Genomic DNA, 20,561 nt, shown 5'->3' with positions numbered 1-20,561 from the left:
GCGCGGGCCGTCACTCCGGCTCGAAATCCAGGGCCAGGGGTGCGAGGCCCGGCCCCACCCATTGCTCGGCGAAGCCGACGCGATTGGTGCGCGCATCGGCCCAGAACTGGTTGGTGGCGCGGCGCATGCCGGTGGCGCGACACGTTTCCTCGACGAGGATCCCGCGCTCGTCCTCTGTGCGGAAGCCGCGCAACCGGCAGTCGAAGGCTACGCCGAATCGCATCGTGGCCGGGTCGCGCCCCGGCGTGCCCAAATCCACGAGGCGTCGCGCCTCCACGGAACGGCCGAGCAGCGCTCGGGGATCCTCCAGCGGGTCGGGACCATCGAAGCGCGTCGCCATCACGGTCTGCGGCAGACCGGCGGTGGCGACGACGCGCGCACCGTCCGTCTGCACCACCACCCCGCCCGGGGCGCGCCACATGCGCCGCTCCCCCAGCTGCTGGATCAGCGTCGCCGTGGCCTGGCGCCGGCCCAGGGCGAGGCGCAGCGTCGTGCTTCCCTCATCCTCGTCGCCGCTCTCGGCCTGCGCGATGGCGAGACGGTCCGGCTCCCCGTCACCCAGCCCCAGCCCATTCCGCACCGCGCGGGCCGTCCCGTCCAGCGTGGTGCCGCAACCGGCGAGAAGAAGCGGGACGAGGCAGGCAAGGCGGCGCATGGCGGCCCTATCGCATGGGGATGGCCGGCCCGGAACCGAGGGGTTGTCCCAAGCGCGGGAAGGCCGCAAGGGAGGGACCGCATGACCCTCGAAACCGCCCGCCGCATCGTCGTGAAGATCGGCTCCGCCCTCCTGGTCGAGCCGAGCCTCGCCGAGCCGCGCGCCGACTGGCTGGGCAGCGTCGCAGCCGACCTCGCCGCGCTGCGGAGCGAGGGGCGCGAGGTGGTGGTGGTTTCCTCCGGCGCCGTCGCACTGGCCCGGCGCGTCCTCGGCCTGACCCGCCGCACCTTGCGGCTGGAGGAGAAGCAGGCCGCCGCCGCAGTGGGGCAGATCCGCCTCGCGGGCGCCTGGGACGCGGCGCTAGCCGCCGAGGGGCTGCGCGCCGCGCAGCTTCTCCTCACGCTGGAGGATAGCGAGGACCGGCGCCGCTACCTCAATGCGCGCGCCACGCTGCGCACCCTGCTCGACCTCGGATGCGTGCCCGTCATCAACGAGAACGACACGGTGGCGACGGCGGAGATCCGCTTCGGCGACAATGACCGCCTCGCCGCCCGCGTGGCGGAGATGATCGGCGCCGACGCGCTGATCCTGTTCTCCGACATTGACGGGCTCTACACTGCCGACCCGCGCAAGGATCCCGGCGCTGCGCACTTGCCGGTGGTGGAGCGCATCACCGACGAGATCATGGCCATGGGGGGCGAGCCGCCGCCCGGCTATTCCTCCGGCGGCATGCGCACCAAGCTGATCGCGGCGCGCATCGCCACCGCCGCGGGCTGCGCCATGGCCATCGCCAAGGGCGAGGGGATGAACCCGCTGGCCGCGCTGCGCGGCGGCGGGCGCTGCACCTGGTTCCTGCCCGCGCCGGAGGGGCGCACCGCCCGCAAGCGCTGGATCGGCGGCTCGCTGCAGCCGCAGGGGGCGCTGCTGGTGGATGCGGGGGCGGCCGGGGCGCTGCGGCGCGGCGGCTCCCTGCTCCCCGCTGGGGTGCGCCAGGTTTCGGGAGAGTTCGCGCGCGGCGACGCCGTCTCCGTGCAGGACCTGGAGGGGCGCGAACTGGCGCGCGGCCTTTGCGCCTATGACAGCGCCGATGCCGCGCGCATCGCCGGCCATCGCAGCGACGAGATCGAGACCCTGCTCGGCTGGCGCGGCCGGGACGAGATCATCCACCGGGACGACCTCGTCCTGACTCAGGACTGAACCATGCTCGACGCAATCCTCATGGGCGTGCTGGAGGGGCTTACCGAGTTCCTCCCCGTCTCCTCCACCGGCCACCTGATCCTGCTGGGGGAGCTGATCGGCTTCCAGGGCCCGCCCGGCAAGGTGTTCGAGATCTCGATCCAGCTCGGCGCCATCCTGGCCGTGATCTGGCTGTTCCGCGACCGTCTCTTCGCGCTGGCGCGGCGCGCCTGGGTGCCGGGCACGGATGAGCGGGCGCTGGCGGTGAACCTCCTCCTCGCCTTCCTGCCCGCCCTGGTGATCGGCGCGACGCTGCACGGCACGATCACGCGGCTGCTCTTCGACCCTTGGGTGGTGTGCTTCGCGCTGATCGCGGGTGGCATCGCCATCATCGTGATCGAGCGGCAGATCCGCGTGCCCACGATCCGCACGCTGGAGGAGATGGGGCCGGGCGCGGCGCTGCTGATCGGCTTTGGCCAGGTGCTGGCGATGATCCCCGGCACCTCGCGCTCCGGCGCCACCATCATCACCGCCCTGCTTTGCGGGGTGGAGCGCAAGGCGGCGGCGGAATTCTCCTTCCTGCTCGCCATTCCCACCATGCTGGCGGCGACCGCCTTCTCCCTGTTCAAGGTGCGGAACGAGCTGTCGGCGGATGGGCTCGGGCTGATCGCCGTGGGCTTCGTCTCCGCCTTCCTGGTGGCGCTGGTGACGGTGCGCGTCGTCATGGCCTTCATCGCGCGGATCGGCTTCACGCCTTTCGGCTGGTACCGGATCGCCATCGGCCTCGTGATGCTGCTCGTGCTCAGCCTGGGGAGCTGAGCCCACCCACGAGGCGCGTCGGCAGCAGCTCGCCGCGCCGCAGCAGCAGCGGATGGGCGATGGCGGCCAGCTGGCCGGTCACCACCCGCAGCCCGCGCGCCAATTCGCGCGCCACCTCGCCCCCATTCGCCTCGCGCAGCTCCTCCTTCGCTTCCACGAGGCGGCGGGCGGCCGTGGCGTCGTCCAGCACCATGACGGTCAGCGCCAGCTGCATCTGCGTCCTGAGCGCCCGCAGCACCGCCTCCCCCGCCTCGCCGGCGCGGCGGCGCCGTGCCAGCGGCTTCAGCAGGTCTGCCTCCAGCGCCAGCATGGTGTGGTCCAGCACCTGGGCGAAGTGGCGCAGATCGGCCGCGCGGCGCGCCTCCTCCTCGCCCAGGGATTCGGAAGGAAGCTCGGACAGATAGGCGTGGATGGCGGATTGTAGCCGTCCGGTCGCGGCGCCATTGCCGGTCTCGCGCCCTTCGATGCGGTCCTCGATCATCTCCGCCATGCGCAGCACCTCGCGCTGCGCCTGGGCGAGCGCGACCGAGGGGGCGCGCAGCGCCGCGCGGTCCAGGAAGCGTGGTGCACCGGGGTCCGGCCCGGGCGGCGGGTCGGGCAGCAGGCGCTCCAGCCGGCGCGCAAGGGCGGGCAGGAAGGGCAGGAAGAGCAGCCCCGTCGCCACGTTGAACAGCAGGTGCGCGAGGGCGACCAGCGTGGCGGGCTTGAGCTCCAGCGCCGCGAGGGCGGGGGCCAGCCAGGGCAGCAGAGCGAGGCCGAGCGCCACCCCCGCCAGCCGGTTCAGCAGATTGCCCAACGGCATGCGCCGCCCGGCGGGGCCGGAGGCGGATTCGATCAGCGGGTTGAGCGCGGAGCCGAGATTGGCGCCCAGCACCATGGCCAGCGCATCCGCCGTCGCCACGCTGCCCGAGGCGGCGAGCGAGGCGACCAGCAACACCCCCGCCAGCGAGGAATGCGCGGCCCAGGCCAGCACCGCCGCCACCAGCACGAAGAGCAGCGGCCTGCCCTCCATCGCGCCCAGTACCGCGCGCAGCCCCGGCGATTGCTCGATGGGCGTCAGCGTCGCCGTCAGCATGTGCAGGGCGAGCAGGATCAACCCCAGCCCGATCGCCACGCGCCCAAGGTCGCGCAGGCGCGAGGAGGGACGGCGCCGGAACACCGCCACCCCCGCGAGGATGAGCCCGAAGGCGAGCGGCCCGGTGTCCAGCGACAGCAGCGGCACCAGGATGGCGGTGCCGAGATTGGCCCCCGCCACCGCCGCCAGCGCCGGGGCCAGCGCCACGGAGCCGGAGGCAGCGAAGCCCGCCACCATCAAGGCGGTGGCGGTGGAGGATTGCAGCGCGAAGGTGGTCACCAGCCCCGCCAGGAAGGCGCGGCGCCGCGTGCCGAGGGCAAGCGAGAGGCCCGCCCGCAGCCGCGTGCCGAAGGCGCGCTGCACCCCGGTCTGCACCATGTGCAGCCCCCAGAGCAGCAGCGCCGCCTCACCAGCGAACTCGAGAAGAAAGGCTAGTTCCTGCATCGCCCGCCCAACGTGCCGCGATCAGGAAGGGAGACGCGGCGGCGCGACTCCGGCAGCCGCGCATTGCGCGTCCAGCATGGAGGAGAAATCCTGCCCCCCCATGCCGCGCGCCCGCGCCGCCGTGAAGGCCTCGCGCCCCGCCGCCGCCATGGGCAGCGGCACCCGCGCCGTATTCGCGGCCTGGAGGATCAGGGACAGGTCCTTGTGCGCGAGGTCGATGGCGAAGCCGGGCTTGGTGTCGCCCTTCAGCACTTTGTTGGGCCAGTTCACCGCCAGCTGCCCGTTGGTGGCAGTGGTGCCGTGCAGCACCTCCAGCGTCTTCGACAGGTCGAGGCCGAAGGCGGTGGCGAGGCTCAGCGCCTCCGCGTTCATCTGGCAGAGCAGAATGGCGAGGTAGTTGTTCACCAGCTTGGTGCGCGTCCCCGCCCCCGGCCCGCCGCAATGGTGGATGGTGCTTCCCATCGCCTCCAGCAGCGGCCGCGCCCGCGCCACGTCGGCGTCGGAGCCGCCCACCATGAACAGGCTTTCCCCGCGCTCCGCATGGGCGGCGAGGCGACCGACCGGCGCGTCCACGAAGCCCAGGCCTCGTTCCGCGCAGGCCTTGGCGAGAGCATCCGTGGTCTCCGGATCCACCGTGGACATGTCGAGCACCAGCGCGCCGGGCCTGGCGTTCTCCAGCACTGGGCCGAGCACGGTGGAGGACACCTCGCGCGGGCCGGGCAGCATGGTGATCACCACGTCGCTGGCTCGCGCCACCGTGCCGGCATCGGGCGCCGACTCGGCGCCAAGCTCTGTCAGTGCGGCGACGGGGCCGGGCGCGAGGTCGAACACCGTCATCGGAAATTGCCGCCGCCGGATATTGGCGGCCATGGGCCGGCCCATATTGCCCAGCCCGATGAATCCCACACGTTCCATGCGAATCCCCCTTGTGAAAGCTTCGTGTCAGCATGGCCCCTCGGGGCAGCCACGCGAAGCCCGGCGCGTTGGGGGCGGGATGACGCCGCCCCGCCGCCTCGCCATGAGCCTGCCCTTCATTCTTCCCACCGCTGCCGGCGCCGCCGTCCCGGCGGAGCGGCGCGAAACCTGGCGCGACGCCGCTCGAAACCGCGACGTGCCGGTGCTGCTGCGCCTGCCCGCAGGCGACGAGCCCGCGCCGCTCATCCTCATCTCCCACGGCCTCGGCGGCTCGCGCGAAGGCATGGCCTACCTGGGCCAGGCGCTCGCGGGCTCGGGCTTCATCGCGCTGCACCTGCAGCACGCGGGCAGCGACACCGCGATCTGGCGTGACCGGGCCGATCCCTTCGCCGCCATGCGCAATGCGGCGCGCGACCCGATGGCCGCGGCGAACCGCCTGCTGGACGTTCCCTTCGCCCTGGACGAGGCGCAGCGGCGCCTGGGCGCGCGGCTCGACTCCGCGCGCATCGCGATCGCCGGTCATTCCTTCGGATCCTGGACGGCGCAGCACGCGCTGGGCCAGGCGCTGCCGCTATCCTTGCCCCGCATCCCGGATGGGCGGCTGCGCGCGGGCATCCTCATCTCGCCCGTGCTGGGCTTCTTCGGCCCGCCCGCCGCGAACGCCATCCGCGTACCGCTGCTGCACGTGACGGGCTCGGAGGACCGGACGGTGCTGGACCGCGCGGGGCCGGAGGAAAGGCTGGCGATCTTCGAGGCGATCAGCGGCACGCCGCAGGCGGCCGTGGTCTTCGCCGAGGCCGGGCACCTGGCCTTCGCGGGCCGGGAGGAAGCCGGCGCGGGCCATGTCGCGCCCACTTTCCATGCCCGGACCGCCACGCTTGCCGTGCTGTTCCTGCGCGCCGCGCTGCTGGCCGATGCCGAGGCGGCGGCGGAGATTGGGCGTGGCGCAGGCGCCCTGCTCCAGCCGGGCGACCGGCTAGTGACCAAGGATTGGGCTGGATAGGGTCACCGCATGCTGGAAGCTCGCACGGTCAGTGTCTCGGTCAACCGCCCCTGGCGGGAACTCTACGAGGCGATCTGGCGGCCTGAGTGCTTTCCGCGCTGGGCCTCCGGGCTGAGCCGATCCAGCCTCCAGCCGGATGGCGATGCGTGGACCGCGCAAGGCCCGCAGGGGCCGATCCGCATCCACTTCACCGGCCACAATGCCTTCGGCGTCATGGACCACTTCGTGGACACGGGCGACGGGCCGGAGATCCACGTCCCGATGCGCGTGCTGCCGAACGGGGCGGGGGCGGAGGTGATGCTCACCCTGTTCCGCCAGCCCGGCATGACCGAGGAGCAGTTCGAGGCCGATTTCGCCTGGATGCGGCGCGACCTCGAGGCGCTGCGCGACTGGGCTGAGGGCTAACGCCCCAAGGCGCGCCACCCGATGTCGCGGCGGCAGAATCCCTCGGGCCAGTTGATCGCATCCACGGCGCGGTAGGCCGCGTCCCGCGCCTCCCGCAGCGTGGCCGCGCGGGCGCCGATGCCGAGCACGCGCCCCCCGGCAGCGAGGGTCTGCCCGTCCGGACCCGCCTTCGTGCCGGCGTGGAAGACGGACACGCCGGGCACGGAAGCCGCTTCGGCCAATCCCCGGATCACCGTGCCGGTGCGCGGCGTGCCGGGGTAGTTCTCCGCCGCCATCACCACCAGCAGCGACGGCTCCGGCGACCATTCGAGCGACACGTCCGACAAGTCGCCACGCGCGGCGGCGAGCAATGCGGGCAAAAGGTCGGATTCAAGGCGCAGCATCAGCGCCTGGCATTCTGGGTCGCCGAAGCGGACGTTGAACTCGAGGAGCTTCGGCCCCTGCGCGGTCAGCATCAGCCCGGCGAAGAGCACGCCGCGGAAGGGCGTGCCGCGCCGGGCCATCTCGGCCAGGACGGGGGTTATGCAGGATTCCATCACCGCCTGCTGCAAGGCGAGGGTGAAGGCGGGGGCTGGGGAATAGGCGCCCATCCCGCCCGTGTTCGGCCCGGTGTCGCCGTCGCCCGCGCGCTTGTGGTCCTGCGCGCCTTGCAGCGGCACGGCGCGCGTGCCGTCGCACAGCGCGAAGAAGGACACTTCCTCGCCCTCCAGGAACTCCTCGACCACCACGCGCGCGCCGGATTCGCCGTGGATGCGGCGCTCCATGAAATCGGCGATGGCCTCCTCCGCCTCCGTCACCGACATCGCCACCACCACGCCCTTGCCGGCGGCGAGGCCATCGGCCTTCACCACGATGGGCGCGCCCTCGCGGCGGATGTATTCGCGCGCGGCTTGCGCATCGGTGAACTCCGCGTAGCGCGCCGTGGGGGCGCCGGCGGCGAGCGCGATCTCCTTGAAGAAGCTCTTGGAGCCTTCGAGCCGCGCCGCCTCGGCGGAAGGGCCGAAGCAGGGGATGCACGCCGCCGCGCAGGCATCGGCGAGGCCCAGCGTCAGCGGCGCCTCCGGCCCCGCCACCACGAGATCCACCTTCTTGTCGCGCGCGAAGGCGACCAGCGCTTCGATGTCGGTCGCGCCGATCCCGACGCACTCCGCCACCTCGGCGATGCCGGGATTGCCCGGCGCGCACCACAGCTTGGCGAGGAGCGGCGAGCGGGCGAGCTTCCAGCACAGCGCGTGCTCCCGCCCGCCGGAACCGACGACGAGGATGTTCATGAGACCACTCCGCATTCCGGCGCCGTGGCGGTAAGAGGGCTCATGACGAGCGGCGCCAGCGGCAACATTCCCGAATACGGTGTGGGCGAATTGGGCGGCGCCATCAAGCGCACCCTCGAATCCGCCTTCGGCCGCATCCGCGTGCGCGGCGAGATGACGGAGGTGAAGCCCTATTCCTCGGGCCATGTCTATCTCTCGCTGAAGGACGGCCAGGCCAAGGTCGAGGCGGTGGTGTGGAAGGGCACCGTGCCGCGCGTCGGGCTGAAGCCCGAGAACGGGGTGGAGGTGATCGCCACCGGCCGCATCTCCACCTATGCCGACCGCTCCAAGTACCAGCTCATCATCGAGCGGCTGGAATATGCGGGCGAGGGCGCGCTGCTGAAGCGCATCGAGATGCTGCGCCAGCGTCTCCAGGAAGAAGGGCTGTTCGAGCGGCGGCGCCCTCTTCCCCTGCTGCCCGAGGTGATCGGCGTCGTCACCAGCGAGAGCGGCGCGGTGATCCAGGACATCCGCACCACGCTGGCGCGGCGCTTCCCGCGCCGCGTCATCCTGTGGCCGGTGCAGGTGCAGGGCGCTGGGGCGGCGGAACAGGTGGCGGCGGCGATCCGCGGCTTCTCGCTGCTGGCCGCCGGCGGCGCGGTGCCGCGCCCGGACGTGCTGATCGTCGCGCGCGGCGGCGGCTCGCTGGAGGACCTCATGGCCTTCAACGAGGAGGCGGTGGTGCGCGCGGCGGCGGAATGCACGATCCCGCTGATCTCCGCCGTGGGGCACGAGACGGACACCACGCTGATCGACTTCGCCGCCGATCGCCGCGCCCCGACCCCCACCGCTGCCGCCGAGATGGCCGTGCCCTCGCGCGACGAGATGGCCGCCGGCCTCGCGCAGCTGGGCGCGCGGCTGAAGGGGCGCGCGGATTCGCATCTGGGCGATGCAAGGCTGCGGCTGCGCGTGGCCGGGCGCGGCCTGCCCGACCTGCCCGCCCTGGTCGCCAATGCGCGCCAGCGCCTGGATGAGCGGGCGGAGCGGCTGGACGGCGCCCTGCCCCGCTTCCTGGATGGTCGCCGCCTCGTCCTGTCGCGCCTTGCCGGATCGTTGCGCCACCCGCGTGAGGTGATCGCGGCGAAGCGCGGCACGCTGGGCGAGACGGCTGGCCGCCTTTTCGCCGCCTGGGGCCAGGCGCATCAGCGCCGCTGCTCCGCCCCTGCCCTCCAGCGCCTCTCCCCCGCGCCCATCGTGGCGCGGCTGCGCGCCGGCTCGGACCGCGTGCGTGACCTCGGCACGCGGCTGGAGGCGCTGGGCTCGGATGGGCGTCCGGGCCGGGAGGCGCGGGTGCGGCTGGAGGCGCTGTCGGCCCGGCTGGAGGCGGTGAGCTACAATTCCGTGCTCCGGCGCGGCTTCGCCCTGGTGCAGCGCGCCGGCGGTGCCGCCGTCACCGAGGCCGCCGCGTTGAAGCGCGGGGAGAAACTCACCCTCGTCTTCGCCGATGGCAGTGCCACGGTGCGCGAGGAAAGCGACCGCCAGGGGAGGCTGTTCTGATGCACCGCCGGATCCTTCTCGCCGCGCCCGCCCTGCTGGCCGCGCGCCCGGCCCGGGCGGCGGTGATGCTGCACGCCGCTTCCACCCAGGGCGCACTGGTGCTGGGCAGCGGCGCGGCCGGGCGCCGCATCGCGCTGGACGGGCGCCCCGTGCGCGTCTCGCCCGAGGGGGTCTTCGCCCTGGGCTTCGGGCGCGACCACGGCCCGCGCGCCGTGCTCTCCGTGGACGGCACGGCGCAGGAGCTGGAGGTGCGGCCGCGCGAATGGGACGTGCAGCACATTTCCGGCCTGCCTCCCGCCCAGGTGACGCCCGATGCCGAGGCGCTGCGCCGCATCGCGCGCGAGCGGGAGGAGCTGGCGCGCGCCCGTGCCCTCGCTTCCGAGCGCACGGATTTTGCGCGCGGCTTCGCCTGGCCGGCACGCGGGCGGATCAGCGGCGTCTATGGCTCGCAGCGCGTGCTGAACGGCCAGCCCCGCGCGCCGCATTACGGGCTGGACGTGGCGGGGCCGGTGGGGACGCCGGTGCTGGCCGCTGCCTCCGGGCGGGTGACGCTGGCGGGCGACTTCCACTTCTTCGGCCGCCTGCTGGTCGTCGAGCACGGCCACGCCGTCCACACGCTCTACGCCCATCTTTCGGCGCAGCATGTCGGCGCGGGGGAGGAGGTGCGCCAGGGCCAGCGCATCGCCGATATCGGGGCGACGGGCCGCGTCACCGGCCCGCATCTGCATTTCAGCCTGGGGCTCGGGCCCGTGTGGCTGGATCCGCAGCCGCTGCTTGCGGCGTAACCGAAGCGACGAGGCGCGGGCGCGGCGGCGTGGCGACCTCCGGCGGGCCGGCGCCCTGCTCCAGCCGCTCCACCGCTGCGGCGACGGCGGCACGGCGGCCGCTGGGCTCGTAGTAATCGCCCCGGATGTGCAGGTGGTGCGCGATGCCGCGCAGGAAGGCATCTGCCAGCACCGGGTCCGGGGCTTGCGGTGCCGCCCAGAACGAGTCGAGCCCGCCGCGATGCGCCAGCCCCTCCACGTCCCATAGCGCCTGCCCCAGCGCCAGCACGGGACGGCCCAGTTGCAGGGCGCGGATGCCGGTGGTGCTGTTCACCGTGACGAGGCCGGCAGCGCGCTCCAGCAGCGGGTCGAGCGGGATGCCGTCCACCAGCGCGACGCGGGTCTCCACCCCTTCATCCCGCGCCATGGCCGAAACGCGGGCGCGCCAGGATTTCAGCCCGGCATCGTAGGGGTGCGGCTTCACCAGCAGGCGGGCTTCGGCCAGGGCCTCGCGCACGAAGGAACGGATGGCGGCGCGCAGCGGCGTGTCCATGTCGGGGAAGGGCGAATAGGCGCGAATGGAGTAGTCCGTCTCCATCTGCATGGCGAAGAGGAAGACCGGCGCCTCCGCCGGGATGGATTCCACGAACTCGCGGGCGAGCCGCGCCTCCCGGCTTCGCAGCAGTAGGCGCAGCCCCGTCGCCGGATAGGCGAGGAAGGGCGAGTGGACGGCGAAGCTCCGCCAATGCGGGAAGGGCCAAGGCAAGGCGGAGGCGAGGTGGAACGCCATGTCGCCGCGCGCCAGCAAGCTGAACCGCCCCGGATGGCGCAGCGCCGTGTCCAGCGGCGGCGCCTCGGCCGCCAGGGCGAGGATACCGGCGCGGTCGCGCGGGTAGCGCGACAGGGCGTTCATCCCATCCCGCTCCAGCACGATCCAGTCGGGGCGGAGATAGCCGAAATCCGTCACCGTCACCGCGATGCCGCGCGAATGGGCGGCCTCGATGGCGGCGCGGTGCAGCGGCCGCTGCTCGCCGAGCAGGACGAGGTCGGTGACGCCTTCGAGGCGGGCTTCGAGGAAGTGCAGCCAATCCTCGGCGCGGCCCGTGAAGTCTTCTGAGCGCTCGTCCTTCCAGAAGAGCCGGTCGCCCAGGCACAGATTGATGCGCCGCACCGCGTGGCCGCGCGCCGCCAGCGCCGCGCCCAGTTCGCGGAAGAAGGGGCTGGTCGGCCCCTGGAGGAACAGGAAGGAGCGCCTCACCGCCACCCTCCGGCCGGGGCGCGCCAGGCGGCGCCGATGTCGGAAAGCCGCAATAAGGGCACTCCGGCACGACGCCGGGTGGTGCGGTCGGGCCAGGGCGCGTAGGGAAGGCGCGGCGGCGGTTCCGGCGGCGCCTCACCCGCGGCGATGCGGGCAATCGCCTCCTCCAGCAGCGGCAGGGCGGCGAGATGGAGTTCGCGCGCGGCGGCGGAGGCGGAGAGGCTCGGCGGCAGCGCCACTTCCCGCTGCGCCCAGACCCCGCCCGCATCCACCTCCGGCGTCAGCGCATGGACCGAGATGCCGGTCCGCCCCTCGGCCAGACCGTGGAAGGCGGGGATAGGCCCGCGATGCCGCGGCAGCAGCGAAGGATGCACGTTGATCCCCCCCAGCCTCGGCACGGCGAGGATGGCGGGGGAGAGGATGCGGTCCAGGTGGAAGGAAACCAGCAGCTCCGCCCCGCTGTCGCGCAGGGCGCGGATCGTCGCCGCCTCGTCGCCCAGGCGCAGGACCGGGATGCCGTGGGCGCGGCAGAGCGCCGCGAGGCCCGGGCGACCCAAAAGCGCCGGCAGGGCGTGGTTCACGAAGAGGTAGGGCAGCAACCCCGGCCCGCCGCGCCGCAGCGCCCGTCCCAGTGCCCGCGTGGCGCGGAAGGGCGAGGACCAGCCGACCAGGGCGATGCGGTCCGACTGCGCCTCGGCGAAGCGCAGCGCCGCCTCGGCGCTGGCCGCGCCTTCCAGGGTGAAGAGCGCGATGCGTGGCTTCACGCCGCCACCTCGCGTGCCGCGCGGCCCATCGCTTCGGCCGCCTCGTCCAGATCGGCCGCCTCGTGCTCGGAGGAAAGGAAGAAGCGCAGCCGCGCCTGGCCTTCCGGCACGACGGGAAAGGCGATGGGCTGCACGTTGATGCCCTGCGCCGCCATCTTCTCAGCGAGGCGCACGGCGCGCAGCGAGGCGCCGAGGATCACCGGCACGATGGACCCGCCCGTTGAGCCGCCCGTGTCGAAGCCGCGCGCCTGAAGCGCGGCGCGGAAGCGCTGCGTATTTGCCTGCAGCCGCTCCACGCGCCAGGGCTCCTCCTCCATCAGCAGGAGGGCGCGCTCCGCCGCCGCCGCCATCGGGGGCGGCAGGCCGACGGAATACACGAAGCCCGGCAGGGTGTGGCGCAGCCAGTCCACCAGCGCCCGCGACCCGGCGATGAAGCCGCCGCAGGAGGCAAGCGTCTTGCTGAGCGTGCCCATCCAGATATCGGCCGCGTCGGGCGCGACGCCCTGCGCCTCCCACACGCCACGCCCGGTGGGGCCGAGGCAGCCGAGCCCATGCGCCTCGTCCACCATCAGCCAGGCATCGTATCGCCGCGCCATGTCGCGGAACCGCGCGAGGTCGGGCACGGTGCCGTCCATGGAGTAGTGGCCCTCGATCAGCACCAGCGCCCGCTTGTGCCGCGCCCGCGCCCCGGCCAGCGCGCGTTCCGCCGCCTCGGGGTCGTTGTGCGGGAAGGCGACGCGCCGCGCGCCGGAAAGCCGCATCCCCTCGGCGCAGGAATTGTGGATCAGCTGGTCATGGACCACGAGGTCCTCCGGCCCCAGCAGATGGCCGATCACCGAGACATTGGTGGCATGTCCGGAGACGAGCACCAGCGCCTCCTCCACCCCGTAGTTGCGGGCCAGCGAGGCTTCGAGCTGCGCGTGCACCGGCCGTTCCCCCGACACCATGCGCGAGGCGGAGGCGGAGCTTCCGTGCAGTGCCAGCGCCTCCGCCGCCGCCAGGTTCACGCGCGGGTCGCCGTTGAAGCCGAGGTAGTTGTAGGAGGCGAAGTTCAGCATCTCCCGCCCGGCGATGCGGGTGCGGGCGCCGGCCACCCCATCATGCGGCTGAAAGAACGGATTGCTGAGATTGTGCCGCTGGCCGAGGCGCCGCGCCTCCGCCAATTCGCGCGCATTGGGCAGGGTGGCGAAGTCGCGCGCCGGAGAGCCGCCGGAGGGCGCGGGTGCGCCGCTGCCGGTGCGGAAGCGGCCCAGCAGGCTGGCACGCGCCTCGGGAGACAAGCCGCGACGGATCACTCCGCCGCCTCCGGCTGGGGGGCGGCATCCGGCAGGGCGGCAGCCCCGGCGAGCAGGCGCCGTGCGAGAAGATCCACGGTCAGTTCCTCGGAAAGCCCTTCCAGTGGCAGGGCGGCGGAGAAGCGGCGCTCCAGCGCCGTGCGGAGTTCCAGGCCGCCGAGCGAATCGAGGCCCAGGCGCTGCAGGGGGGCCTGCGCCGCCACCGCGCCTTCGGGCAGGCGCAGGATGCGCGCCACCTCTCGCCCGATGCCCCGGCGCAGCGCATCCAGCGCCTCCTCCGGGCCGAGGCGGCGCAGCAGGGCGGCGATGTCCTCGCCCTCCTCGTTCTCGGGCGCGGCCTCGCCGGCCAGGACGTGGAAGGGCGCCTCGGCCAGGACGGGCAGGGAGCGGCGCGCGCCGCTCCAGTCGATCCGCGCCACCGCCACGACCGCATCCGGCCCGGCGAGGAGCCGGGGCAGGAAGGAAAGCGCCTCGGCAGCCGCCATGGGCTTGGCGCCGAGGCGGTGCGACAGGGCGGCGGCGCCATCGGCCGCGAGCGCCCCGGCATCGGCGATGGGTCCCCACTGGACAGCGAGGCCCGGCAGTCCCCGCGTGCGGCGGCCGCGCGCAACGGCCTCCAGCCCCGCATTGGCGGCGACATACCCCCCCTGCCCCGGCGCGCCGATCGGCACGGTGGCCGAGGCGAAGAGCAGGAAGGAGCGCAGCGCGTCGCCCTCCGTCAGCGCGTCGAGATTCCGCGCGGCCGTCACCTTGCTGTCCCACACGGCGCGCAGCCGCGCCTCGTCCATGCGTGCGGCCAGCGCGTCGGCGAAGACCGCGGCGGCGTGGACCACGTGGGCGATGGGCGGCATGTCGCGCCGCACCTCCGCCAGGGCGGCAGCGAGGGAATCTCGGTCGGCGGCATCGGCGGCCAGCACCCGCACCTTTGCCCCCAGCGCCCGGAGCCGTGCCAGCCCATCCGCAATTCCGGGCGTGGCCGGGCCGCGCCGGGAAAGAAGGGCGAAATGCCGCACCCCCGCCCGCGCCAGAGCCACGGCTGCCTCCAGCCCGAAACCGCCCGTGCCGCCGGTCACCACGGCCGTCCCCCCGGGCGACCAGGCGTGGGGCGCGGTGGAAGCAGGAACAGGGGGGCGGATCACCAGCTTGCCGACATGCCCGCCGGCCTGAAGGCGGCGGAACGCCTCCTCCGCCTCCTCGGCCGGGTGGGCGCGCACCGGAAGGGGCAGGAACTCCCCTTCGGCGAAGCGCCGGGTCAACGTCGCCATGTGGCGCGCGGCGATTGCGGGCCGGGCGCGCGCCAGCTCGTCCAGGTCCACCGCGAACCAGGCGACGTTGCGGCGCAGCGGGCGCAGCGCCACGCGCGTCGCCTCGGCGAAGTCGCGCTTGCCCAGTTCCAGGAAGCGGCCAAAGGGCGCCATGAGGCCGAGGGAGCGCTCCATCGCCTCGCCGGCCAGGGAGTTCAGGCAGACATCCACGCAGCCCTCGCCCGGCGCCGTTTCCCAATGGAGGCGCAGCGCATCGGCGAAGGAGGCGTCGCGGCTGTCCAGCGCCAGCTCGGCCCCAGCGGCGCGCAGCAGGGCGCGGCGGGCCGGAGTGCCGGCGGTGACGGCGACACGGGCGCCACGCGCCAGCGCCACCTGCAGGGCGGCGAGGCCGACCGCGCCCGCCCCGCCATGGATCAGCACCCGGTCGCCTGCCTCGACCCGGCCGAGTTCCTCCAGCGCGTGCAGCGCCGTCAGGAAGGCGACGGGCAGCGAAGCCGCTTCCTCCATGGACAGGCCGGGCGGCAGCGGGGCCAGGGCAGCGGCGCCGGTGACGGCATGGGTGGCGAGGCCGCGCGGCGCGACGCCGAAGACGCGATCGCCCGGCTGGAAGGGCGCGCCTTCGCCCGCCGCCTCCACCGTGCCCGCCACCTCCATCCCCAGCCCCGGCCCGGCAAAGCCCGGCAGCAGCGCCTCCTCCGGCAGGAGGTTCTGCGCCCAGAGCACGTCGCGGAAGTTCAGCCCGGCGGCGGCGACCGCGATGCGGACCTCGCCCGGCCCAGGCTCGGGAAGGGCGGCGGGGCGCCAAGCGAGGCTGTCCAGCCTTCCGGGCCGTGCCGCCTCCAGGCGCAGCATCCCGGCCAGGGGTGCCTCGGCCAGCCCAGCCTGCAGGCGTGGGACCAAGCGCCCGGCCGGCGTCATGCGCTGCTCCCCTTCCCCATCCGGCGATGCGAGCAGGGCAGCGGCCAGGGCTCGCCCGGCTTCCTCGGGGGAAAGCCTAGGGGACAGATCGTGCCGCCGCGGCTTCAGCCGGGGCGCTTCATTGGCCAGGACGCGGCCCAGCGCCAACGCGGCGGCGGCGTCCGGATCCGTCTCGCCGTTGCGCACGACCAAGTTGAAGGAGGCGGCCGAGCCTTCGGCAGCGGCAGCTAGGCGGCCCAGCGCGACCAGAGAGTCGGGGCCCGGGCCGGGCAGCGCCACCAGCGCGGCGCCGCGCAACTGGCGCGGCGCGGGCTCACCTTCCGCCAGCGAAACCTGGGCGCCCGCCGCTTCCAGCGCCTCTGCCAGCGCCGCGGCGAGGCCCGCCATGGCCGGAGCGGCGGAGAGCACAAAGCGGCGCCCTGGCGCGGCGGCCAGGAGCCGCGCCCCTGCGGGGGCGGCCCCGCACAGCAGCAGGGCCGGCCAGGGCACGGGCGGGAGGGCGAGGGCGCGCACCCCATCCAGCCCGGCCTGAAGCAGCATCGCCTCCCACCCTTCCGCTCCGGCAAGGCGGCCAGGGGCGCGAGAATCGGGATGCAGCCCCTCCGTGATGTCCCAGAACAGGTGCGGCGCCGGCTCCGCCAGCAGCAGTGCGCCGCCGGGGGCGAGGGATGGGCGCAGCCGCGCGGCGATCGTCCCGGCCGGGCCGGCGCGGCCGGACAGGCCGAGGCCCAGCACGAGTTCCGCCTCCGCCTCGGGCGCGGCGGCCGGATTCCATTCGACGAGGCCGGTTCCCGGGGGCACGGAAGGAAGCCGCGCCTCCGGCAACGGCGCCAGGGTGAGGCGCAGCGCCGGGCCCAGAAAGCGCAAGGTGCGGCGCAGTGCGGGAAGCAGCGGGCCTTCCTCCGCCCCCACCACCAAGACGCGGCAGGGTCGGTCGGCGGGCCAGCCGGCGAGGAGCCGCGCCGCCTGTTCCGCCAAGCATTCGGCAAGGCGGCGCAGGCTCTCGGCATGGGGCGACAGGCGCGGGCGCGGGATGGCGGCGCCGCTCAGGGCGGCGGGCAGCGCCTCGCGCGCCTCGGCCAGCAGGGCGAGTTCATGCGCCAGCGCCGGGCGCTCCGCCCAGACCTCCCCCCAAATGTCGCCGGCAGCGGGAAGGGAGGCGGCGTCGAGGCCGAGAAGCCGGGCGCGCAGCGCCTCCGCCAGGGCGCCGGGGGCGGTGGCGAGGCCGGCCTCGGCCAGGGCGGCTTCCGTGAAGGCATCGAGCAGCATCGCCGCTTCGCTCAGATCCTCCCCCATGGCGGGGGCAAGGCGCGCCGGGTCCAGCACGGGCGGGGCGGCGGGAAAGGCGGGCGGCGGGGCAGCGGGCACCATCTTGGCGCGGAACAGCAGGTCCTGGCCCGGTTCGGGCCGGAAGACGCGGCGCAGTTCCGCCCCTTCCAGAACCGCCACCGCCTCGCCCAGCGCATCGCGCAGGACGCCATCGGCCAAGAGGGAGCGGGCACCGGCGGCGACGGGACGAAGCTCCGCCCGCACCGGGGCGGCGGCGCCGCGCCGCAAGGCGATGCGGCCGAAGCGCACGGGCAGGAACCCGTCCTCCGTTTCGCCCTCTCCCGGCAGGCCCAGCAGCGCCTGGAGGGCACCGTCCAGCCGCACCGGATGCAGAACGAAATCGCTGTCGGGCGGGGCGGAGTCCGGCAGGGCGAGTTCCGCCTCCAGCGCCGCCGCGCCCAGGCGCCAGCTTCGCACCGGTCGGAAGGCGGGCCCGTAATGCAGGCCGCGCAGCCGTGCCCGCTCGGTGATCGCCGCGCCGTCCCGCCAGGGGGCCTCAGTGGCGGCGGGGCCGGGGGCGGCGAGGCCCGGCAGGGCGGCGACCCGGCCGGTGGCATGGCGCGACCAGGCCTCGCCCGACAGGCGGCGGCGGGATTCCAGGGTGAAGACGCCCGCCGCATCCAGCCGGGCGCGGATCTCGCGCGGCGCCTCGGCGGAAAGCGGGATGGGCTGGAAGATGGCGAAGTCGCGCAGTTCCAGCGCCGGGGCCTGCGGGAAGCGATGCGCAGCGGCTTCGAGCGCGATCTCGGCCATGGCGGCGGCGGGCAGCACCACGCCCTCGCGCAGCGCGTGGTCGGCCAGCCAGGGCTCCTCCAGCGTGTCGAGGGTGCGGCGCCATTCCTCGCCGCCTTCCTCGTCGTGGCGGAAGCCGAGCAGCCTTCCGTCGCGGCGCGGGCCGACAAGGCTGCGCGCCTCCGGCGAGGCGACAGGGCGTAGCACCTCGCCTTCCAGGGGCAAGGGCGGCAGGTCACGCCACTCGGCAGGTCCGGCGAAGCAGGGACCGCCGCGCGGATCGGCCCCTGCTGCGGTGGCGCGGTCGGCGATGGCAGAGAAAGGATCGGCTGCTTCCGGCTCCGGGGCGCGGCGCAGCGTCGGCAGGATGGCGGCATCCCATCCGGCCGCGCGGGAGGTCCCGCGCAGATAGGCCTGGAGGATGGGGTGCGGCCCGATCTCCAGCAGCACGGCGGGGCGGTGCGCGGCCACCTCGCGGGCGGCGTCGCGGAAGCGCACCGGCTCCCGCAGGTTGCGCCACCAGTATTCCGCCGGCGCCTCGCGCAATTCCTCGCCCGAGACGGAGGAGATCATGGGCAGGCGCGGCGCGCGGCTCCGCAGCCCACGCAGGTCGCGCAGCAGCGCGTCACGCACCGTCTCCATCGCCGCCGAGTGGAAGGCGTAGTCGAGGCCGAGCGGAACGAAGGACCAGCGCCGCGCCTCGGCCTCGGCGCGCAGCCGGTCCAGCGCCGCCTCCCCGCCCGCCACGGTGAGGGCCGCGGGGGCGTTCTCCGCCGCGAGCTCGATTCCCAGCGTGGCGAGGACCGGCGCCGCCTCCTCCATCGGGGCCCTGAGGGCGGCCATGCGGCCCGCGCCCCGCGTCGCATGCTGGTGGCGCGAGCGCACGGCGACGAGGCGCGCCGCCTCGGCCGGGGCGAGCAGCCCGGCCACCTGCGCCGCCGCGACCTCACCCACCGAATGGCCGAGCACGAGGGCCGGGCGGATGCCCTCCTCTTCCAGCGCCGCCACGACGCCCAGCTGCAGCGCATAGAGCAGAGGCTGGGCGCGATCCGTCCCCTCCACCTCCTCCGGCGAGGCGCCGCGCGCCAGCGCCTCGGCGACCGACCAGCCGAGCAGGGGGCGGAGATGGGTGTCCGCCTGTTCCACCGCCGCGCGGAAGGCGGCGGAGTGGCGCATCGGCCCCTGCCCCATCCCGGCCCATTGCGCCCCGTTGCCGCTGAAGGCGAAGGCCACGCCAGCGCCCGGCCCGGCGAGGCCGGACACCGCGCCCGGCACCTCCTCCCCGCGCAGCCAGGGACCGAGGGCGGCGGGGTCGCGCAGCACGAGGCGGTGCGGGCGGAGGTCGCGGTGGCGGGCTTGGCCGCGAAGCAGGGCGGGGGTGGCGCGCAACGCCTCCCAGGCGCGGGCGAGGCCGCGCAGCGCCGCCTCCGAATGGGCGGAAAGCAGCAGGGGCGGCGCGGAGGGACCGGCCTTCGCGGTACGCGGCCGGCCCGGTTGGGGGGCGCGGGCCAGGGCAGCGCAGCCATTGGTGCCGCCGAAGCCGAAGGCGTTCACCATCACCCCCCGCCCCGCCAGCTTGCGGGCCGAAACCGTCGGGGCGAGGCCGAGCTGCGCGAAGAGGATGGCGGGGTTGGGCGGATCGGCGTGCAGCGTGGGCGGGATTCGCCCGGCTTCAAGCACGACCAGCGCCTTCAGCACGCCGACAAGCCCGGCCGCCGCTTCGGTGTGACCGATATTGCTCTTGGCCGAGCCGATGGGGAGCGGGCGGCGCCGGGCGCCGATGCCGCGCGCGATCGCCTCGGCCTCGATCGGGTCGCCCACCGGGGTGCCGGTGCCATGCGCCTCGAAATAGCCGATCTCGTCGGGGTCGAGGCCGGAGGCGGCGAGGGTCTCGGCGATCAGCGCGGCCTGGGCGGCGCCATCGGGCAGGGAGATGCCATTGGTGCGCCCGGCCGCGTTCACCCCGCTAGCGAGCAGCACGCCGCGCACCGCGTCGCCATCCGCTAGCGCGGCTTCCAGCGGCTTCAGCAGCAGCGCCACTCCGCCCTCGGCCCGCACATAGCCGTCGGCCCCGGCGCCGAAGGCCTGGCAGCGGCCGCGGCGGCTGAGCATCCCGGCCCGCCAGAACCCGCCGAAGGGAAAGGGCGAGAGGAGCAGATTCACCCCCGCCACCAGCGCCGCCGGAAGCCCGGCGCGGATCGCCGTCATCGCCTGGTGCAGCGCGACGAGGCCGGAGGAGCAGGCCGTGTCCACCGTCATGGCCGGACCGCGCCAGTCGAAGGCGTGGGTCAGGCGATTGGCCAGGATGGAAAGGGCGCCGCCCGTCATGGCGTAGCGGTCGCCGCCGCCCATGTCGTGCTGGCGCAGGTCGGACCAATCCGTCGTCGAGGCGCCAGCGAAGACGCCGATGCGCTGGCCGGCCACGCTTTCCTCCGGCCAGCCCGCATCCTCCAGCGCCCGCCGGGCGAGCACGAGGAGAAGGCGCTGCTGCGGATCCATCTCCTCGGCCTCGCGCGGGGAGATGCCAAAGGCGGCGGCGTCGAAGCGATGAACCTCGCCGATCGTGCCGGCGGCGAAGTGGGGCACGCGGCCGCGCTCGCCGGGGCGGGGGTGGAGGAAGCGATCCTGGTTGAAGCGGTCGGGTGGGACGCTGGTGACCGCGTCCCTTCCCTCGATGAGAAGCTCGGCGAAGGCCGCGCGGTCGGGCGCGCCAGGCAGGCGGCAAGCCGCCCCCACCACGGCAATGGCGCTCGGGCCGAGCACCCCGTTTCGCTTGCGGCTTCGGCCCCCGCTCATTCCAGCGCCTAGATCCCCGGACTGTTCATTGAATGACGATAGGTTAAGGGTCCACGCCCGTAATGGAAACAGGCGGGCGAAAGTTTTCGCCCCAGGGTTGCACCTTCGCCGCTTCGCCGGTTGACAGCCCCTCCATCCTGG

14 protein-coding genes are annotated in these 20,561 nt (G+C 74.3%); 6 read left to right on the top strand and 8 right to left on the bottom strand.

Annotation, left to right across the window (positions count from 1 at the left end):
- Positions 1-10 precede the first annotated feature (10 nt).
- Positions 11-655, bottom strand: coding sequence for a YjbF family lipoprotein (locus tag JTJ31_RS08005; protein ID WP_207538104.1), 645 nt, complete (start codon positions 653-655; stop codon positions 11-13).
- Positions 656-736: 81 nt separating this feature from the next.
- On the opposite strand from JTJ31_RS08005, the gene proB reads away from it, so the two are divergent.
- Complete coding sequence (gene proB / locus JTJ31_RS08000; RefSeq protein WP_207538103.1) at positions 737-1,852, top strand: glutamate 5-kinase; 1,116 nt, start codon at positions 737-739, stop codon at positions 1,850-1,852.
- A 3-nt stretch (positions 1,853-1,855) separates the two neighbouring features.
- Positions 1,856-2,650: an undecaprenyl-diphosphate phosphatase gene (locus tag JTJ31_RS07995; protein WP_207538102.1), complete on the top strand. Its 795-nt coding sequence runs from the start codon at positions 1,856-1,858 to the stop codon at positions 2,648-2,650.
- On the opposite strand, the gene JTJ31_RS07990 is transcribed toward JTJ31_RS07995, so the two are convergent.
- Entirely contained in the window at positions 2,634-4,169 is a 1,536-nt protein-coding gene (locus JTJ31_RS07990) for a Na/Pi cotransporter family protein (RefSeq protein ID WP_207538101.1), read from the bottom strand. The two genes, JTJ31_RS07995 and JTJ31_RS07990, sit on opposite strands and share 17 nt — an antisense overlap.
- Positions 4,170-4,190: 21 nt before the next feature.
- Positions 4,191-5,084 carry an NAD(P)-dependent oxidoreductase gene (locus tag JTJ31_RS07985; protein ID WP_207538100.1) on the bottom strand — a complete coding sequence of 298 codons (894 nt, stop codon included), beginning with the start codon at positions 5,082-5,084 and terminating at the stop codon, positions 4,191-4,193.
- 79 nt (positions 5,085-5,163) lie between these two features.
- On the opposite strand from JTJ31_RS07985, the gene JTJ31_RS07980 reads away from it, so the two are divergent.
- Positions 5,164-6,087 carry an alpha/beta hydrolase family protein gene (locus tag JTJ31_RS07980; protein WP_207538099.1) on the top strand — a complete coding sequence of 308 codons (924 nt, stop codon included), beginning with the start codon at positions 5,164-5,166 and terminating at the stop codon, positions 6,085-6,087.
- Between the two features lie 9 nt (positions 6,088-6,096).
- Positions 6,097-6,492: an SRPBCC family protein gene (locus JTJ31_RS07975; RefSeq protein ID WP_207538098.1), complete on the top strand. Its 396-nt coding sequence runs from the start codon at positions 6,097-6,099 to the stop codon at positions 6,490-6,492.
- Here the strand turns inward: JTJ31_RS07975 and purD are convergent.
- The gene (purD, locus tag JTJ31_RS07970) at positions 6,489-7,763 is read right to left on the bottom strand and encodes a phosphoribosylamine--glycine ligase (RefSeq protein WP_207538097.1); all 1,275 of its coding nucleotides are present in this window, start codon (positions 7,761-7,763) and stop codon (positions 6,489-6,491) included. The genes JTJ31_RS07975 and purD overlap by 4 nt on opposite strands.
- A 42-nt stretch (positions 7,764-7,805) precedes the next feature.
- On the opposite strand from purD, the gene xseA reads away from it, so the two are divergent.
- Complete coding sequence (xseA, locus tag JTJ31_RS07965; RefSeq protein ID WP_207538096.1) at positions 7,806-9,299, top strand: exodeoxyribonuclease VII large subunit; 1,494 nt, start codon at positions 7,806-7,808, stop codon at positions 9,297-9,299.
- On the top strand, positions 9,299-10,084 hold the full coding sequence (locus JTJ31_RS07960; protein ID WP_236019975.1) for a M23 family metallopeptidase: 786 nt from the start codon (positions 9,299-9,301) through the stop codon (positions 10,082-10,084). Before xseA ends, JTJ31_RS07960 begins: the two co-directional genes overlap by 1 nt.
- On the opposite strand, the gene JTJ31_RS07955 is transcribed toward JTJ31_RS07960, so the two are convergent.
- Genes JTJ31_RS07955 through JTJ31_RS07940 form a run of 4 tightly spaced genes read right to left on the bottom strand, consistent with a single transcriptional unit; the run spans position 10,029 to position 20,420 of the window.
- Positions 10,029-11,321 carry a capsule biosynthesis protein gene (locus JTJ31_RS07955; RefSeq protein ID WP_207538095.1) on the bottom strand — a complete coding sequence of 431 codons (1,293 nt, stop codon included), beginning with the start codon at positions 11,319-11,321 and terminating at the stop codon, positions 10,029-10,031. The two genes, JTJ31_RS07960 and JTJ31_RS07955, sit on opposite strands and share 56 nt — an antisense overlap.
- Positions 11,318-12,085 (bottom strand): formyltransferase family protein, encoded by a 768-nt coding sequence (locus JTJ31_RS07950; protein WP_207538094.1) that lies wholly within the window; start codon positions 12,083-12,085, stop codon positions 11,318-11,320. Before JTJ31_RS07950 ends, JTJ31_RS07955 begins: the two co-directional genes overlap by 4 nt.
- Complete coding sequence (locus JTJ31_RS07945; RefSeq protein ID WP_328805704.1) at positions 12,082-13,380, bottom strand: aminotransferase class I/II-fold pyridoxal phosphate-dependent enzyme; 1,299 nt, start codon at positions 13,378-13,380, stop codon at positions 12,082-12,084. The genes JTJ31_RS07950 and JTJ31_RS07945 overlap by 4 nt, the downstream gene beginning before the upstream one ends.
- Entirely contained in the window at positions 13,377-20,420 is a 7,044-nt protein-coding gene (locus tag JTJ31_RS07940) for a type I polyketide synthase (protein WP_207538093.1), read from the bottom strand. The genes JTJ31_RS07945 and JTJ31_RS07940 overlap by 4 nt, the downstream gene beginning before the upstream one ends.
- Between the last annotated feature and the right edge of the window lie 141 nt (positions 20,421-20,561).

The sequence above is a fragment of the Sabulicella rubraurantiaca genome (assembly GCF_017355885.1).
Lineage (GTDB): Bacteria > Pseudomonadota > Alphaproteobacteria > Acetobacterales > Acetobacteraceae > Roseococcus > Roseococcus rubraurantiacus.
The sequence above is the reverse complement of the archived record's forward strand: the minus strand, read 5'-3'. Positions and strand labels throughout refer to the sequence as shown.

Excerpts from the sequence above, each read along its gene's own strand:
- JTJ31_RS07975 (WP_207538098.1), top strand. The coding sequence starts at position 6,097 with ATGCTGGAAGCTCGCACGGTCAGTGTCTCGGTCAACCGCCCCTGGCGG.
- JTJ31_RS07980 (WP_207538099.1), top strand. The coding sequence starts at position 5,164 with ATGACGCCGCCCCGCCGCCTCGCCATGAGCCTGCCCTTCATTCTTCCC.
- proB (WP_207538103.1), top strand. The coding sequence starts at position 737 with ATGACCCTCGAAACCGCCCGCCGCATCGTCGTGAAGATCGGCTCCGCC.
- JTJ31_RS07940 (WP_207538093.1), bottom strand. The coding sequence starts at position 20,420 with ATGAGCGGGGGCCGAAGCCGCAAGCGAAACGGGGTGCTCGGCCCGAGC.
- JTJ31_RS07990 (WP_207538101.1), bottom strand. The coding sequence starts at position 4,169 with ATGCAGGAACTAGCCTTTCTTCTCGAGTTCGCTGGTGAGGCGGCGCTG.
- purD (WP_207538097.1), bottom strand. The coding sequence starts at position 7,763 with ATGAACATCCTCGTCGTCGGTTCCGGCGGGCGGGAGCACGCGCTGTGC.
- JTJ31_RS07995 (WP_207538102.1), top strand. The coding sequence starts at position 1,856 with ATGCTCGACGCAATCCTCATGGGCGTGCTGGAGGGGCTTACCGAGTTC.
- JTJ31_RS08005 (WP_207538104.1), bottom strand. The coding sequence starts at position 655 with ATGCGCCGCCTTGCCTGCCTCGTCCCGCTTCTTCTCGCCGGTTGCGGC.
- JTJ31_RS07960 (WP_236019975.1), top strand. The coding sequence starts at position 9,299 with ATGCACCGCCGGATCCTTCTCGCCGCGCCCGCCCTGCTGGCCGCGCGC.
- JTJ31_RS07985 (WP_207538100.1), bottom strand. The coding sequence starts at position 5,084 with ATGGAACGTGTGGGATTCATCGGGCTGGGCAATATGGGCCGGCCCATG.
- xseA (WP_207538096.1), top strand. The coding sequence starts at position 7,806 with ATGACGAGCGGCGCCAGCGGCAACATTCCCGAATACGGTGTGGGCGAA.